Source organism: Ilyobacter polytropus DSM 2926, assembly GCF_000165505.1.
GTDB classification, from domain to species: Bacteria; Fusobacteriota; Fusobacteriia; order Fusobacteriales; family Fusobacteriaceae; genus Ilyobacter; species Ilyobacter polytropus.
The window spans coordinates 1,920,920-1,934,046 of record NC_014632.1; the positions used below are offsets into that span (position 1 = coordinate 1,920,920).

The window sequence follows — 13,127 nt, forward strand, 5'->3', positions numbered from 1 at the left end:
AACTATGGTGAATTTTTATTACTTGTTGTTTCCAGCGATGTCAGCAAAAGTCTTAACTTCTATGATTTCTACTACTCCACCTTGAGCTTCGATAGCTTCTTTAGCAGATGCAGAAATTTTGTGAGCTTTTACCGTAAGTTTTTTCTCTAAAGATCCTTTTCCAAGAACTTTTAGACCAGCCATCATTTTTTTAACGATTCCAGCTTCTTTTAAAGCTTCTGGAGTCACTACAGATCCTTCTTCGAATCTGTTTAATGTATCAAGATTAACAACTGCATAATCTTTTCTGAAAAGTGAGTTAGAGAATCCTCTCTTAGGCACTCTTCTGATTAAAGGCATTTGTCCACCTTCAAATCCAGGATGAACATAAGAACCTGATCTTGACTTTTGTCCGTTATGTCCTTTACCTCCAGTTTTACCAGTACCAGAAGACTCTCCTCTTCCGATTCTTTTTCTGTCTTTTCTAGGTACAGAAGGCTTTAATTCGTTTAACTTCATTCTTTTGTTACACCTCCTCTACATTGAGTAGGTAAGATACTAAATGAACTTTCCCTACGATATCAGGTGTTGCTTCTAGTTCTACAACGTTATTTATCTTCTTAAGCCCTAGCGACTTTACAGTTGCTATATGGTTAGGCTTTCTTCCGATCATGCTTTTTACAAGCTTAATTCTAAGCTTTGCCATTATACTTACCTCCTAGCTTAAGATATCCTTTACTTCTTTACCTCTTAAAGTAGCGATTTGCTCAGCTGTTCTAAGCTCTCTTAAACCTTCTATAGTTGCTCTAGCAACATTCCCCTTAGTTCTAGATCCTCTGATCTTTGTAAGGATGTTGTGTAGACCTGCCAACTCTAGAATTTCTCTACAAGCAGAACCTGCTATTACCCCTGTACCTTCATGAGCTGGAGCCATCCAGATTGAAGTAGCTCCCCATTTTCCAATGATTTCATGAGGAATAGTAGTTCCTTTAAGAGATACAGTGATCATATTTCTTTTTGCCGCAGCTATAGCCTTCTTGATTGCATCAGGTACGCCGTTAGCTTTTCCTAGTCCTATACCTACTTTACCGTTCTCATCTCCAACCGCAGCTAGAACTGAGAAAGATATAGTTCTTCCACCTTTTGTAGTTTTAGAAACTCTAGATATAGTTAGTATCTTTTCTTCAAATTGTTTTTCTTCTCTATTTACAAACTTAGACAAGTGATATCCTCCTCTCTACAAGAATTAGAATTTCAGACCTGCTTCTCTTGCAGCTTCAGCAAGAGCAGCAATCCTTCCTGTGTATACATATCCAGATCTGTCAAATACAATGTTAGTTATTCCTTTAGCCGTAGCTCTCTCAGCAATAGCTTTCCCTACTAACACAGCAGATTCAACATTTCCTCCGTGTTTAACATCTGATTTGATCTCTTTATCGATTGTTGATGCCGTTACTAATGTAGTTCCGTTAACGTCATCGATAAGTTGAGCAAAGATGTTATCGTTAGATCTATATACAGAAAGTCTTGGTCTCTCAGCTGTACCAGAAATTTTATTTCTGATAGATAATTGTTTTCTTTTTCTTACAGCTTGTCTGTCAACCTTTTTAAACAACTGACTTACCTCCTTTTTGTCAAGCTACCTTACGATTTTTTTCCTTCTTTTCTTCTAACAACCTCGTCCGAGTACTTAACACCTTTTCCTTTATACGGCTCAGGAGCTCTCTTTGATCTGATCTCAGAAGCAACCTGTCCGACTACCTGTTTCTCAATTCCGTCTATATGAATAACTGTATTTTTTTCTACAGTGAATGTTATCCCTTTAACTTCGTTGATAAGAACTGGGTGAGAGTATCCTAAAGATAACTCTAGTCCTTTTCCTTTTGCTGCTGCTCTGTAACCTACACCTACTAGGTTAAGAGTTTTTCTGAAGCCTTGGCTTACTCCTAATATCATGTTATTGATAAGGGCTCTTGTAGTCCCGTGGAGTGCTCTCATTTGTGGAAGATCGTTAGGTCTTTCTACAACGACTTCATTGTTTTCAATTTTTATAGTCATTTCTTTTGAAAATTCATTAGTTAAAGTCCCTTTTGGTCCTTTTACAGCAACTTGATTGTCTTCGTTAACTGTAACTTCAACACCAGCAGGCACTAAAATAGGTTTTCTACCTACTCTTGACATTTATTGTGCACCTCCTATGCTTATATTACCAAACGAATGCAAGTACTTCTCCACCTACGTTTTCTCTTCTAGCGACTTTATCAGTGACAATTCCCTTAGAAGTAGAAACTATGGCGATTCCTAAACCAGACAATACTCTTGGCATTTCCTCTACAGAAGAGTAAACTCTTCTTCCAGGCTTAGAAATTCTCTTAATTCCTTTAATAATTCTTTCTTTTCCTGAATATCTAAGATAAACTCTGATATTCTTTTTATTTCCATCAGTTATTACTTTAAAGTTAGAAATATATCCTTCTTCTTTAAGAATCTCAGCGATTCTTTCTTTTGCATTCGAGTGAGGAACATCTGCCTTTTCATGCATTACTGCATTGGCATTTCTTACTCTTGTTAACATATCAGCGATTGGATCTGTTAAATACATCTACGAAAATCCTCCTTCCTATCAATTACCAAGATGACTTTTTAATACCAGGGATTAAACCAGCACCGGCTAATTGTCTAAATTTTACCCTCGAGATTCCAAATTCTCTCATGTACCCTCTTGGTCTACCGTCTAATTGACATCTGTTTCTTTTTCTAACAGGTGACGCATTTTTTGGTAATTTATTAAGCTCAAATGCAGCTTCCATATCACCGTCATTTACTCTTTTTTTCAATTCTGCTCTTTTAGCAGCGTATTTATCGCAAAGTTCAGCTCTTTTGACGTCTCTAGCGATCATTGACTTTTTAGCCATTTACTTTAACCTCCTCACTAATTACTTTTTAAAAGGCATTCCGAAAGCCTTAAGTAATGCTCTTCCTTCTTCATCCGATTTGGAAGAAGAAACGATAGTGATAGACATTCCAAGTAGTTTATCAACTTTATCATAATCGATTTCAGGGAAAACTAATTGATCTCTAAGACCTATAGAATAGTTTCCTCTTCCGTCAAAAGCATTTGCAGAAACTCCTTCGAAATCTCTAACCCTTGGAAGCACTACGTTTACTAATCTATCTAAAAAGTCGTACATTCTTTCTTTTCTTAGAGTAACTTTTACACCGATAGGCATATCTTCTCTAAGTTTGAATCCTGCTTCAGACTTTCTAGCTTTTCTAACTATTGGCTTCTGTCCAGAAATAATTGTAAGATCACTTAGGGCTGCGTCGATAAGCTTTGAGTTTTGAGTAGCTTCTCCTACACCCATGTTAACTACGATTTTTTCTAGCTTAGGGCATTCCATTACATTTTTAAGTCCTAACTCTTTCATAAGAGTAGTAACTATTTCTTCATTGTAAAACTTATGATATCTAGAAACGTATTTAGACACTTACGTTATCCTCCCTTCTTATAAAACTTCTCCTGATACTTTTGAGTATCTTACTTTTTTTCCATCCACAAATTTAAATCCAGTTTTTGTAGGTTTTCCAGCTTTCTCATCAAACAGCATAACTTTTGATGAGAAAATAGGAGCTGGTTTAGTTACAACTCCACCTTGTGGGTTCATTGGAGTTGGCTTCATATGCTTAGTTACTACATTTATTCCCTCTACTACAACTTTACCTTTTTTAGTAAAAACTTGTAGTACTTTTCCAGTCTTACCTTTATCTTTTCCTGAAATCACATAAACAGTGTCTCCAGTCTTAACGTGCATTTTATTAGGTACGAATTTTATTTTAGGTCTAGCCACGATTGATAGCCTCCTCTCTGATTATAATACTTCTGGTGCAAGGGAAACTATTTTCATAAAGTTTTTAGCTCTTAGCTCTCTTGCAACTGGGCCAAAGATTCTTGTAGCTCTTGCTTCTAAGTTGTTGTTTAATACAACTGCAGCATTATCATCAAACTTGATGTAAGAACCATCTTCTCTTCTTAATTCTTTTCTTGTTCTAACTATAACCGCTTTTACTACATCTCCTTTTTTAACGTTTCCGCCAGGTGATGCCTCTTTAACTGATGCCACAACAATGTCACCGATTTTACCAAATCTTCTTCTAGAACCACCTAGTACTCTGATTACCATTATTTTTTTAGCACCAGAATTATCAGCAACATTAAGGATAGTTTGTTGTTGTACCATTAAAATATCCTCCTCTCACAATAATTGGGATTATTTAGCCTTTTCTATAATCTCAACTAGTCTCCATCTCTTATCTTTAGATAATGGCCTAGTTTCCATAATTTTAACTTTATCACCAGTTTTAGCTACATTATTTTCATCGTGAGCTTTGAACTTATTTGATGATTTCATTCTCTTCTTGTAGATCGGGTGTAATTTCATTGACTCTTCTAAAACAACGATGGTTTTGTCCATCTTGTCAGAAACAACAATACCTTCTCTAACTTTTCTATCGTTTCTCAAAATTCTAACCTCCTTCTTAGGACTTATCTATACAATGAGATTATCTTTCGTTTAAGTCAGTTTTAATTCTTGCAATGTCTCTTCTAACTTGTCTGATTTTAGCAGTGTTAGTAAGTTGACCTAATGAAAGTTGGAACTTTAGGTTGAAAAGTTCTTCCTTAAGCTCTTTGCATTTAACAACTAAGTCTTCAGTTGATATCTCTTTTATCTCTTTAGCTCTCATTAGTTTCACCACCATTCTCTCTTTTTACAATTTTACATTTGATAGGTAGTTTCATAGTAGCTTTTCTTAATGCCTGCATAGCCTTTTCTTCAGTTACTCCTGCAACTTCAAACATAATTCTTCCAGGTTTTACAACTGCTACCCAACCTTCAACGTTTCCTTTACCTTTACCCATTCTTACCCCTGCAGGTCTTGCAGTAATTGGCTTGTCAGGGAATATCCTGATATAAGTAGTACCCTCTCTTTTGAAAGTTCTGTTTATAGCTACTCTACAAGATTCAATCTGTCTATTAGTAATCCAATGAGGCTCCATTGCCATTAGTCCAAAATCTCCAAAAGCAACAGTATTACCTTTTTGTGCTTTACCTTTCATTCTACCTCTAAACATTTTTCTGTGTTTAGTTCTTTTAGGCATTAACATGGTTACTTGTCGCCTCCTTCCTTCTTACTTGGAAGAACTTCTCCATGGAAGATCCAAACTTTAATTCCAAGCGCTCCGTAAGTTGTTTGTGCTGTCGCTGTTGCGTAGTCAATGTCAGCTCTTAGTGTGTGTAGAGGTACTTTACCTTCCACTACCCATTCGCTTCTTGCTATTTCAGCACCATTAAGTCTTCCAGAAGCCATGATTTTTATACCTTTAACTCCTGCTCTCATAGCTCTCATTACAGCTTGATTGATCGCTCTTTTATAAGCAACCCTTCTCTCAATTCCAGTTGCGATGTTTTCAGCAACAAGAACTGCATCTGTATTGAACCCTTTCTCTTCTTGTACTTTTATTGTAAGCTTCTTTCCAGTCAGTTTTTCTAACTTTCTCTTAAGAGACTCTATTTCCGCACCTTTTCTTCCGATAACTATACCAGCTTTTGCTGTATGAATAAAAACTACCACGTGTGAAGGTGAAGTTCTTTCTATTCTGATCTTAGAAACTCCTGCGTGAAAATAAGTCTTCTTAATAACTTCTCTGATAGTTATATCTTCATGGAAGTACTTAGCATATTCTTTTTTATCTGCATACCAGTTAGAGTCCCAAGTTCTTGTTATTCCAAGTCTTAACCCTCTAGGATCTACCTTTTGTCCCACAGTCTTACCTCCTTAAACTACTTTTCAGATACTGCTACTACAATATGTGCTGTAGGTTTTCTGATTATATCAGCTCTTCCCATAGCTCTTGGCATGATTCTTTTAAGAACCGGACCTTGATTTACCATTATTGTAGATACAACTAATTTTTCTTCATCCATATCAAAGTTATTAGTCGCATTAGCAATCGCTGATGCTAATGTTTTTTTGATAACCGTCGCAGCTTTTTTGTTTGCGAACTGTAATATATCTAACGCTTCTAAAGCTGATTTACCTCTCACTAAGTCAGCTACTAGTCTAGCTTTTTGAGGAGATAGTCTTACATATTTGGTCGTTGCTCTAGCTTCCACTAGTCGCACCTCCTTTATCTCTCTAATATATTGATAACTTTACTTACTTCTTCTTTTTCTTCCTATCTACACCGTGACCATAGTAAGTTCTTGTTGGAGCAAATTCTCCCATTTTATGTCCTACCATCTGTTCAGTCACGTGTACTGGTATATGTTTTTTTCCGTTATATACTCCAAAAGTCAAACCGATGAAGTTAGGAAATATTGTCGATCTTCTTGACCAAGTTTTAATTACTGCTTTTGTATTTTCAGAAGCGATTGCCTCTTCAACTTTTTTCATTAAGTGGTGGTCACAGAAAGGTCCCTTTTTTAACGATCTTGCCATTACGTGTTAGCCTCCTCTCTCGAAAATTACTTTTGGTTTCTTCTTCTTACGATAAATTTATCCGAAGATTTCTTTCCTCTAGTTTTGTATCCAAGTGTCGGTTTACCCCAAGGAGTAACTGGTCCTTTTCTACCAACAGGTGTTCTTCCTTCTCCACCACCGTGAGGGTGATCAACCGGATTCATTACAGATCCTCTTACATGAGGTCTTCTACCCATATGTCTGTTTCTACCAGCTTTACCGATGTTAACTAGTTGGTGTTCAGAGTTCCCTACTTCACCAATAGTAGCCATACACTCTTTGTGGATAAGTCTAACTTCTCCAGAAGGTAGCTCTACATGACAGTAAGTTCCTTCTTTTGCCATAAGTCTTGCAGCTGTTCCTGCAGATCTTACTAGCTGTCCACCTCTTCCAATTTGAAGCTCTAGGTTATGGATCTGTGTACCCACAGGCATATCCTTAAGTTTCATAGCATTTCCTGGCTTAACTTCAGCGTTTGAACCAGCCATTACTACGTCACCCTTCTTTAGTCCTTTAGGTGCAAGTATGTATCTCTTTTCTCCATCAGCATAAAATAGTAGAGCTATGTTAGCTGTTCTGTTTGGATCATATTCAATAGATGCTACTCTTGCAGGTATATCTAGTTTGTTTCTTTTGAAATCTATTAGCCTGTAAAGTCTTTTGTGTCCTTTTTGTCTATTTCTAGCTGTTCTGTGCCCGTAGTTATCTCTACCATAAGCAGATTTTAAAGGTACAGTTAAAGACTTTTCAGGTCTTACCATGTCTAACTCTTTGTTGACAATTTTAGACATATGTCTTGTACCGTTAGTCATAGCTTTCATTTTTTTGATTGCCATTTCTCTTTAACCTCCGAAAAAAAATTTTCGATAATTAGACCTATAATTATCTTTAATCCGTTCATCTAAATCCTTAAATTATAGATTAAACATTTTGAAAGTAAGTTATTGTATTACCTTCAGCAAGCTTTACTACAGCTTTTTTCTTAGCCTGTGTATTGTAAAGTTTTGCTCCGTGTCTTTTCACAACAGATTTAACGTTGAGAGTAGCTACAGATTCAACCTTTACGTTAAAAATTTCTTCCACAGCTTTTTTGATTTGAATTTTATTTGCTTTAGGTGTTACTTCAAATGTATATCTGTTGAACTCTCTTCTTAGAAGTTCAGTTTTTTCTGTGATGATTGGTTTCTTTACTATATCATAAACAGTCATTATCCAAGCACCTCCTCAATAGTAGCTAGTGCTTCTTTTGTTATGATCACCTTATTTTGCTTAAGAAGCCAGTAAACACCAAGTTCATTTGGTTGAAGAACAACCGCATTTTCAAGGTTTCTAGCTGATAGATACAAATTGAAATCTGCATCGTTAGCAAGATCATTAACAACAAACAGTTGCTTCGTGTTAGCTTCTAAAGCTTTTGTCAGAGCCATTATAGTCTTTGTTTTAGGTGCTTCGATAGCGCCATCTAAAACTACAATGCTTCCTTCTGCAACTTTAGCAGATAAAGCTGACTTAAGTGCAACCTTTCTAACTTTTTTGTTAACTTTCTTTTCGAAAGATCTAGGCTGAGGTCCGAATGTAACTCCTCCACCTACCATGTGAGGGGCTCTTGTAGAACCTTGTCTAGCTCTACCTGTACCTTTTTGTTTGAAAGGCTTTCTTCCTCCACCTCTAACCATTGCTCTCGTTTTCGTAGCAGCAGTTCCTTGTCTGGCAGCTGCTAGTTCAGCAGTCAACACTTCATGAAGCACCGCTTTGTTTGGCTCGATTCCGAACACTGTATCTTTAACTTCAAGAGTTCCAGTTTGATCTCCTGCTAAGTTATATATGTTTAAAACTGCCATCATTTTCCTCCTTCCTCAAATCTACTAACCAGTTATTTTTTTATAGCTGGCTTCACTACAATGTAACCGTTCTTCGGTCCAGGAACCGCACCTTTTATTAGTAATAAATTGTTTTCTACATCAACTTTTACTACTTTTAAGTTCTGAACTGTTACTGCAGCGTTTCCATATCTTCCAGCCATCTTTAGACCTTTCAATACTTTTGAAGGGAACGATGATTGTCCGATAGAACCTCCAAGTCTGTGGTTTCTAGAAACCCCGTGAGTGGCTCTGTTTCCTGAGAAGTTATGTCTTTTCATAACACCTGCAGTACCTTTACCTTTAGAAGTTCCTTTGATATCTACAAACTCGACACCATCTAATATGTCAACTTTGATTTCTTGTCCTAATTCATATCCCTCTACTGAATCAGCCTTGAGCTCTCTAACAAATCTTAAAGGTTTAACACCAGCCTTGTTAAAGATACCCATCATTGGTTTAGTAGTGTTCTTTTCTTTCTTTTCGTCAAATCCTAATTGAAGAGCAGTGTACCCGTCTTTTTCCTCAGTTTTTTTCTGAAGAACAAAGTTAGGACCCGCCTCTACAACTGTTACTGGAACAAATTTTCCATTTTCGAAAATTTGTGTCATTCCAATTTTTTTAGCTAAAATTCCTGCCATTCTTTTACCTCCATCAAATAATATATTGGTTGACAACTTCTCCTCGTGGTTCCACGACTTAACTTTTAAAAAAAGTACCGCCAACTTGTATTATTCTGTAAGGATAACTATAAGTTTCAAAAGAATTTTGTCTTTAAAAACCCCAATTACCCGATAATCAGCTGATCCGCGCTCTTTTTCGTCAGAAATTAAGCTTGCTTAATTTCGATTCCAACACCAGCTGGTAAGTTAACCGCTGTTAATGAAGAGATTGTCTTCTGGCTTGAGTTTTTGATCTCTACCATTCTTTTATGCACTCTCATTTCGAACTGCTCTCTAGCATCTTTGTTCACGTGTACAGATCTAAGTACTGTGTACTTTTTAATCTTTGTTGGTAGTGGCATAGGTCCTGCGATTTCCGCCCCAGACTTTTTAGCAACTTCAGCAATTCTCTTAGCTGATTGATCCAACAATGCGTGATCATAAGCTTTTAAATAGATTCTTAATTTATTAGAAGCCATCTATCTCTTGCACCTCCTGTAAAATTTATCAATAGGTCAGGGATGTCAAACATCCTCTGCTCACACACTTTAGAGATTATATCACACTCTCCAAAAATAACAAAGTCTTTTTTGAAAAGAATAATTAAGTTTTCAACTTTTATCTCAAACAATGCTCCAAAACAAATTTTATCGGGGAAACACGAGCTTCCCCGATAATTTTCATTTTAATATTTTATTATTTAGTGATTGTAGCAACTACTCCAGAAGCTACTGTTCTTCCACCTTCTCTTATTGCGAATCTTAGTCCTTCTTCCATCGCGATTGGGTGAATCAGTTCTACTGTCATCTCTACGTTATCTCCAGGCATTACCATCTCTACTCCTTCTGGTAAGTTGATTGCTCCTGTGATATCTGTTGTTCTGAAGTAGAATTGTGGTCTGTATCCTGTAAAGAATGGAGTATGTCTTCCTCCCTCTTCTTTTGTTAGTACATATACTTCTGATGTGAATCCTGTATGTGGAGTGATTGTTCCTGGCTTAGCAAGAACTTGTCCTCTTTCTACGTCTTCTTTCTTGATTCCTCTTAGTAGTGCTCCGATGTTATCTCCGGCTTCTCCTTGATCAAGAAGCTTTCTGAACATCTCTACTCCTGTACAAACTGCTTTTTGTGTGTCTTTGATTCCGATTATTTCAATCTCTTCTCCGACTTTGATTATTCCTCTTTCTACTCTTCCAGTTACAACTGTTCCTCTACCTGTGATAGTGAAAACATCTTCTACTGGCATTAGGAATGGCTGATCTACTGCTCTTTCTGGTGATGGAATGTAAGAATCTACTGCATCCATAAGTTCTTCGATCTTAGCTACCCATTGAGCTTCTCCGTTAAGAGCTCCTAGTGCTGATCCTGCTATTACAGGAATGTCGTCTCCTGGGAATCCGTAGTCTGATAGAAGTTCTCTTACTTCCATCTCTACTAATTCTAGTAACTCTTCGTCATCTACCATATCTGCTTTGTTTAGGTATACTACGATGTAAGGTACTCCTACCTGTCTTGAAAGAAGGATATGCTCTCTTGTTTGAGGCATTGGTCCGTCTGCTGCTGATACTACTAGGATAGCTCCATCCATCTGAGCTGCTCCTGTGATCATGTTCTTTACATAGTCAGCATGGCCTGGACAGTCAACGTGAGCGTAGTGTCTGTTTGCTGTTTCATACTCGATATGAGCTGTATTGATTGTGATTCCTCTTTCTCTCTCTTCTGGTGCCTGGTCAATGTTTGCAAAGTCTACTTTCTTTGCTAATCCTTTGTCAGAAAGTACTTTTGAGATTGCTGCAGTTGTTGTTGTCTTTCCATGGTCAACGTGTCCTATTGTTCCTACATTTACATGGGGTTTTGATCTTGAAAATTTTTCCTTAGCCATTTCAATCCTCCTAAAAAATTAAAATAATAATTATTGTGTATTTCTTAATAGGCACCCACTTTTAGGTGGGCACCTTCTGGATATATAGTCCTTTAAGTAAAAAAGAATTACTTCCCTCTTGCTTCTTGGATACTTTTTTGAATGCTAGCAGGTACCTGAGCATATTCAGAAAATTCCATTGCATAAGTAGCTCTTCCTTGAGATTTAGATCTAAGATCAGTTGCATAACCAAACATTTCTGAAAGTGGTACTTTTGCATCAATGATTTTAGCTCCATTTCTATCTGTCATTCCAGAAACCATTCCTCTTCTAGAGTTAAGATCTCCTATAAGGTCTCCCATATACTCTTCTGGAGTAGTAACTTCAACTTTGAAGACAGGCTCAAGAATTACAGGGCTACATTTAGCAGCAGCCTGCTTAACTGCCATAGAACCGGCAATTTTAAATGCCATTTCTGATGAATCGACTTCATGATATGATCCATCATAAAGTTCAACTTTTACATCTTCCATTGGGTATCCTGCTACGACTCCACTTTCAAGAGCCTCTTTACATCCTCTTTCCACTGCAGGGATGTATTCTCTAGGGATAGCTCCACCTGTAACTTTATTGATAAACTCAAATCCTTTTCCTGGATTTGGTTCTACTTTTATCTTAACGTGTCCATACTGACCTCTACCACCTGACTGCTTAGCGTATTTAACGTCATGGTCGATATTAGTAGTGATTGTTTCTCTGTATGCAACTTGAGGTTTTCCTACGCTAGATTCAACGTTGAATTCTCTTTTCATTCTATCCACAAGGATTTCTAGGTGAAGCTCACCCATTCCAGATATGATAGTTTGACCTGTTTCTTCGTCAGTTTGAACTCTGAATGTAGGATCCTCTTCTGCCAATTTACCAAGGGCAATTCCCATTTTCTCTTGGTCAGCTTTTGTCTTAGGCTCAACCGCTACTGAGATAACAGGCTCAGGGAACTCCATTTTCTCAAGTATGATTGGTTGACTCATATCACATAGAGTGTCTCCAGTGGTAGTTTCTTTCAGACCAACCGCTGCTGCGATATCTCCACAGTAAACTACACTTAACTCTTCTCTGTTGTTTGCGTGCATTTGTAGGATTCTTCCTACTCTTTCTTTTTTACCCTTTGTCGAGTTAAGAACTGAAGTTCCCTTCTCTATGATTCCTGAATAAACTCTAAAGAAAGCAAGTTTCCCTACAAAAGGGTCAGTCATAATTTTGAAAGCAAGAGCTGAGAATGGCTGCTCGTCTCCAGGCAATCTTTCCATCTCTATTTCATCATTTTTAACGTCAGTTCCCTTTATAGCTCCAATATCAAGTGGAGAAGGCATAAGATCAACCACTGCGTCCATTAGAGGTTGAACACCTTTGTTTTTAAATGCTGTTCCACAAGTTACAGGAACAATTTCATTTGCTATAGTTGCTTTTCTAAGACCAGCTCTAAGCTCATCTTCGCTGATTTCATCTCCACCGAAGAATTTCTCCATAAGATCATCATCAGTTTCAACTATAGATTCAATCATAAAGTTTCTAGCTTCTTCAGCTTTGTCAGCCAGTTCAGCTCTGATATCTACAACTTGAAAATCCTGTCCAGTTGCAGTATCTAAAGGCCAAATGATCTCTTTCATTTGAATAAGATCTATGATCCCTTCAAAATTTTCCTCTGCTCCGATTGGAAGCTGAATAGGAACTGCATTTGATCCTAATTTTTCTCTGATATCATTTACACACATATCAAAGTCTGCACCGACTCTATCCATTTTGTTGAAGAAAGCCATTCTAGGAACTTCGTACTTATCTGCCTGTCTCCAAACTGTTTCAGATTGAGGTTGAACTCCATCAACAGCTGAGAACACAGCTACTGAACCATCAAGAACTCTTAAAGATCTTTCCACCTCTACAGTAAAGTCCACGTGCCCTGGTGTGTCTATTATATTTATCCTGTGATTTCTCCAGAAACAAGTTGTTGCCGCAGAAGTGATAGTGATCCCTCTTTCTTGCTCTTGTTCCATCCAGTCCATTGTAGCCGCACCATCGTGTACTTCACCAATTCTATGAGTTATCCCTGTGTAAAGCAGGATTCTTTCAGTAGTGGTTGTCTTACCCGCATCGATATGGGCCATGATACCAATGTTTCTTGTCATACCTAAAGAAACTTTTCTAGCCATCTGGTTTTGCCCTCCTTAAAAGATATAATCCTAAATTA

Annotated in this window: 23 protein-coding genes; all 23 read right to left on the reverse strand. The window is 37.3% G+C overall.

Annotated elements, in window-relative coordinates; all coding sequences use genetic code 11:
• Nucleotides 1-18: 18 nt before the first annotated feature.
• Nucleotides 19-498, reverse strand: a complete 480-nt coding sequence (gene rplO / locus ILYOP_RS09025; RefSeq protein WP_013388225.1) for a 50S ribosomal protein L15 — start codon at nucleotides 496-498, stop codon at nucleotides 19-21.
• A gap of 7 nt (nucleotides 499-505) precedes the next feature.
• The gene (gene rpmD / locus ILYOP_RS09030) at nucleotides 506-685 is read right to left on the reverse strand and encodes a 50S ribosomal protein L30 (protein WP_013388226.1); all 180 of its coding nucleotides are present in this window, start codon (nucleotides 683-685) and stop codon (nucleotides 506-508) included.
• 12 nt (nucleotides 686-697) lie between these two features.
• Nucleotides 698-1,201: a 30S ribosomal protein S5 gene (rpsE, locus tag ILYOP_RS09035; protein WP_013388227.1), complete on the reverse strand. Its 504-nt coding sequence runs from the start codon at nucleotides 1,199-1,201 to the stop codon at nucleotides 698-700.
• Nucleotides 1,202-1,225: 24 nt separating this feature from the next.
• Nucleotides 1,226-1,594 carry a 50S ribosomal protein L18 gene (gene rplR, locus ILYOP_RS09040; RefSeq protein WP_013388228.1) on the reverse strand — a complete coding sequence of 123 codons (369 nt, stop codon included), beginning with the start codon at nucleotides 1,592-1,594 and terminating at the stop codon, nucleotides 1,226-1,228.
• Between the two features lie 29 nt (nucleotides 1,595-1,623).
• Nucleotides 1,624-2,160, reverse strand: coding sequence for a 50S ribosomal protein L6 (rplF, locus tag ILYOP_RS09045; RefSeq protein WP_013388229.1), 537 nt, complete (start codon nucleotides 2,158-2,160; stop codon nucleotides 1,624-1,626).
• 25 nt (nucleotides 2,161-2,185) lie between these two features.
• Nucleotides 2,186-2,581, reverse strand: a complete 396-nt coding sequence (rpsH, locus tag ILYOP_RS09050; protein WP_013388230.1) for a 30S ribosomal protein S8 — start codon at nucleotides 2,579-2,581, stop codon at nucleotides 2,186-2,188.
• A gap of 25 nt (nucleotides 2,582-2,606) precedes the next feature.
• Nucleotides 2,607-2,894 (reverse strand): 30S ribosomal protein S14, encoded by a 288-nt coding sequence (gene rpsN, locus ILYOP_RS09055; protein WP_013388231.1) that lies wholly within the window; start codon nucleotides 2,892-2,894, stop codon nucleotides 2,607-2,609.
• Nucleotides 2,895-2,915: 21 nt separating this feature from the next.
• Complete coding sequence (rplE, locus tag ILYOP_RS09060; protein WP_013388232.1) at nucleotides 2,916-3,467, reverse strand: 50S ribosomal protein L5; 552 nt, start codon at nucleotides 3,465-3,467, stop codon at nucleotides 2,916-2,918.
• A gap of 18 nt (nucleotides 3,468-3,485) precedes the next feature.
• Complete coding sequence (rplX, locus tag ILYOP_RS09065) at nucleotides 3,486-3,827, reverse strand: 50S ribosomal protein L24 (RefSeq protein WP_013388233.1); 342 nt, start codon at nucleotides 3,825-3,827, stop codon at nucleotides 3,486-3,488.
• A 21-nt stretch (nucleotides 3,828-3,848) separates the two neighbouring features.
• On the reverse strand, nucleotides 3,849-4,217 hold the full coding sequence (rplN, locus tag ILYOP_RS09070; RefSeq protein WP_013388234.1) for a 50S ribosomal protein L14: 369 nt from the start codon (nucleotides 4,215-4,217) through the stop codon (nucleotides 3,849-3,851).
• Nucleotides 4,218-4,247: 30 nt separating this feature from the next.
• The gene (rpsQ, locus tag ILYOP_RS09075; RefSeq protein ID WP_013388235.1) at nucleotides 4,248-4,499 is read right to left on the reverse strand and encodes a 30S ribosomal protein S17; all 252 of its coding nucleotides are present in this window, start codon (nucleotides 4,497-4,499) and stop codon (nucleotides 4,248-4,250) included.
• Between the two features lie 40 nt (nucleotides 4,500-4,539).
• Nucleotides 4,540-4,722: a 50S ribosomal protein L29 gene (rpmC, locus tag ILYOP_RS09080; RefSeq protein WP_013388236.1), complete on the reverse strand. Its 183-nt coding sequence runs from the start codon at nucleotides 4,720-4,722 to the stop codon at nucleotides 4,540-4,542.
• Complete coding sequence (gene rplP / locus ILYOP_RS09085; protein ID WP_013388237.1) at nucleotides 4,712-5,143, reverse strand: 50S ribosomal protein L16; 432 nt, start codon at nucleotides 5,141-5,143, stop codon at nucleotides 4,712-4,714. The genes rpmC and rplP overlap by 11 nt, the downstream gene beginning before the upstream one ends.
• 2 nt (nucleotides 5,144-5,145) lie before the next feature.
• The gene (gene rpsC / locus ILYOP_RS09090; RefSeq protein WP_013388238.1) at nucleotides 5,146-5,802 is read right to left on the reverse strand and encodes a 30S ribosomal protein S3; all 657 of its coding nucleotides are present in this window, start codon (nucleotides 5,800-5,802) and stop codon (nucleotides 5,146-5,148) included.
• A gap of 17 nt (nucleotides 5,803-5,819) precedes the next feature.
• A complete protein-coding gene (gene rplV / locus ILYOP_RS09095) occupies nucleotides 5,820-6,152 on the reverse strand; it encodes a 50S ribosomal protein L22 (RefSeq protein WP_013388239.1) in 333 nt (110 codons plus the stop codon).
• A 43-nt stretch (nucleotides 6,153-6,195) separates the two neighbouring features.
• Nucleotides 6,196-6,477: a 30S ribosomal protein S19 gene (gene rpsS / locus ILYOP_RS09100; RefSeq protein ID WP_013388240.1), complete on the reverse strand. Its 282-nt coding sequence runs from the start codon at nucleotides 6,475-6,477 to the stop codon at nucleotides 6,196-6,198.
• Between the two features lie 26 nt (nucleotides 6,478-6,503).
• Nucleotides 6,504-7,334, reverse strand: a complete 831-nt coding sequence (gene rplB / locus ILYOP_RS09105; protein ID WP_013388241.1) for a 50S ribosomal protein L2 — start codon at nucleotides 7,332-7,334, stop codon at nucleotides 6,504-6,506.
• An 85-nt stretch (nucleotides 7,335-7,419) separates the two neighbouring features.
• A complete protein-coding gene (gene rplW / locus ILYOP_RS09110; RefSeq protein ID WP_013388242.1) occupies nucleotides 7,420-7,707 on the reverse strand; it encodes a 50S ribosomal protein L23 in 288 nt (95 codons plus the stop codon).
• A complete protein-coding gene (gene rplD, locus ILYOP_RS09115) occupies nucleotides 7,707-8,339 on the reverse strand; it encodes a 50S ribosomal protein L4 (RefSeq protein ID WP_013388243.1) in 633 nt (210 codons plus the stop codon). The genes rplW and rplD overlap by 1 nt, the downstream gene beginning before the upstream one ends.
• A gap of 32 nt (nucleotides 8,340-8,371) precedes the next feature.
• The gene (gene rplC, locus ILYOP_RS09120) at nucleotides 8,372-8,998 is read right to left on the reverse strand and encodes a 50S ribosomal protein L3 (protein WP_013388244.1); all 627 of its coding nucleotides are present in this window, start codon (nucleotides 8,996-8,998) and stop codon (nucleotides 8,372-8,374) included.
• A gap of 188 nt (nucleotides 8,999-9,186) precedes the next feature.
• Complete coding sequence (rpsJ, locus tag ILYOP_RS09125; protein WP_013388245.1) at nucleotides 9,187-9,498, reverse strand: 30S ribosomal protein S10; 312 nt, start codon at nucleotides 9,496-9,498, stop codon at nucleotides 9,187-9,189.
• A 217-nt stretch (nucleotides 9,499-9,715) separates the two neighbouring features.
• Complete coding sequence (gene tuf / locus ILYOP_RS09130; protein WP_013387933.1) at nucleotides 9,716-10,900, reverse strand: elongation factor Tu; 1,185 nt, start codon at nucleotides 10,898-10,900, stop codon at nucleotides 9,716-9,718.
• Between the two features lie 107 nt (nucleotides 10,901-11,007).
• On the reverse strand, nucleotides 11,008-13,089 hold the full coding sequence (gene fusA / locus ILYOP_RS09135; protein WP_013388246.1) for an elongation factor G: 2,082 nt from the start codon (nucleotides 13,087-13,089) through the stop codon (nucleotides 11,008-11,010).
• Nucleotides 13,090-13,127 lie beyond the last annotated feature (38 nt).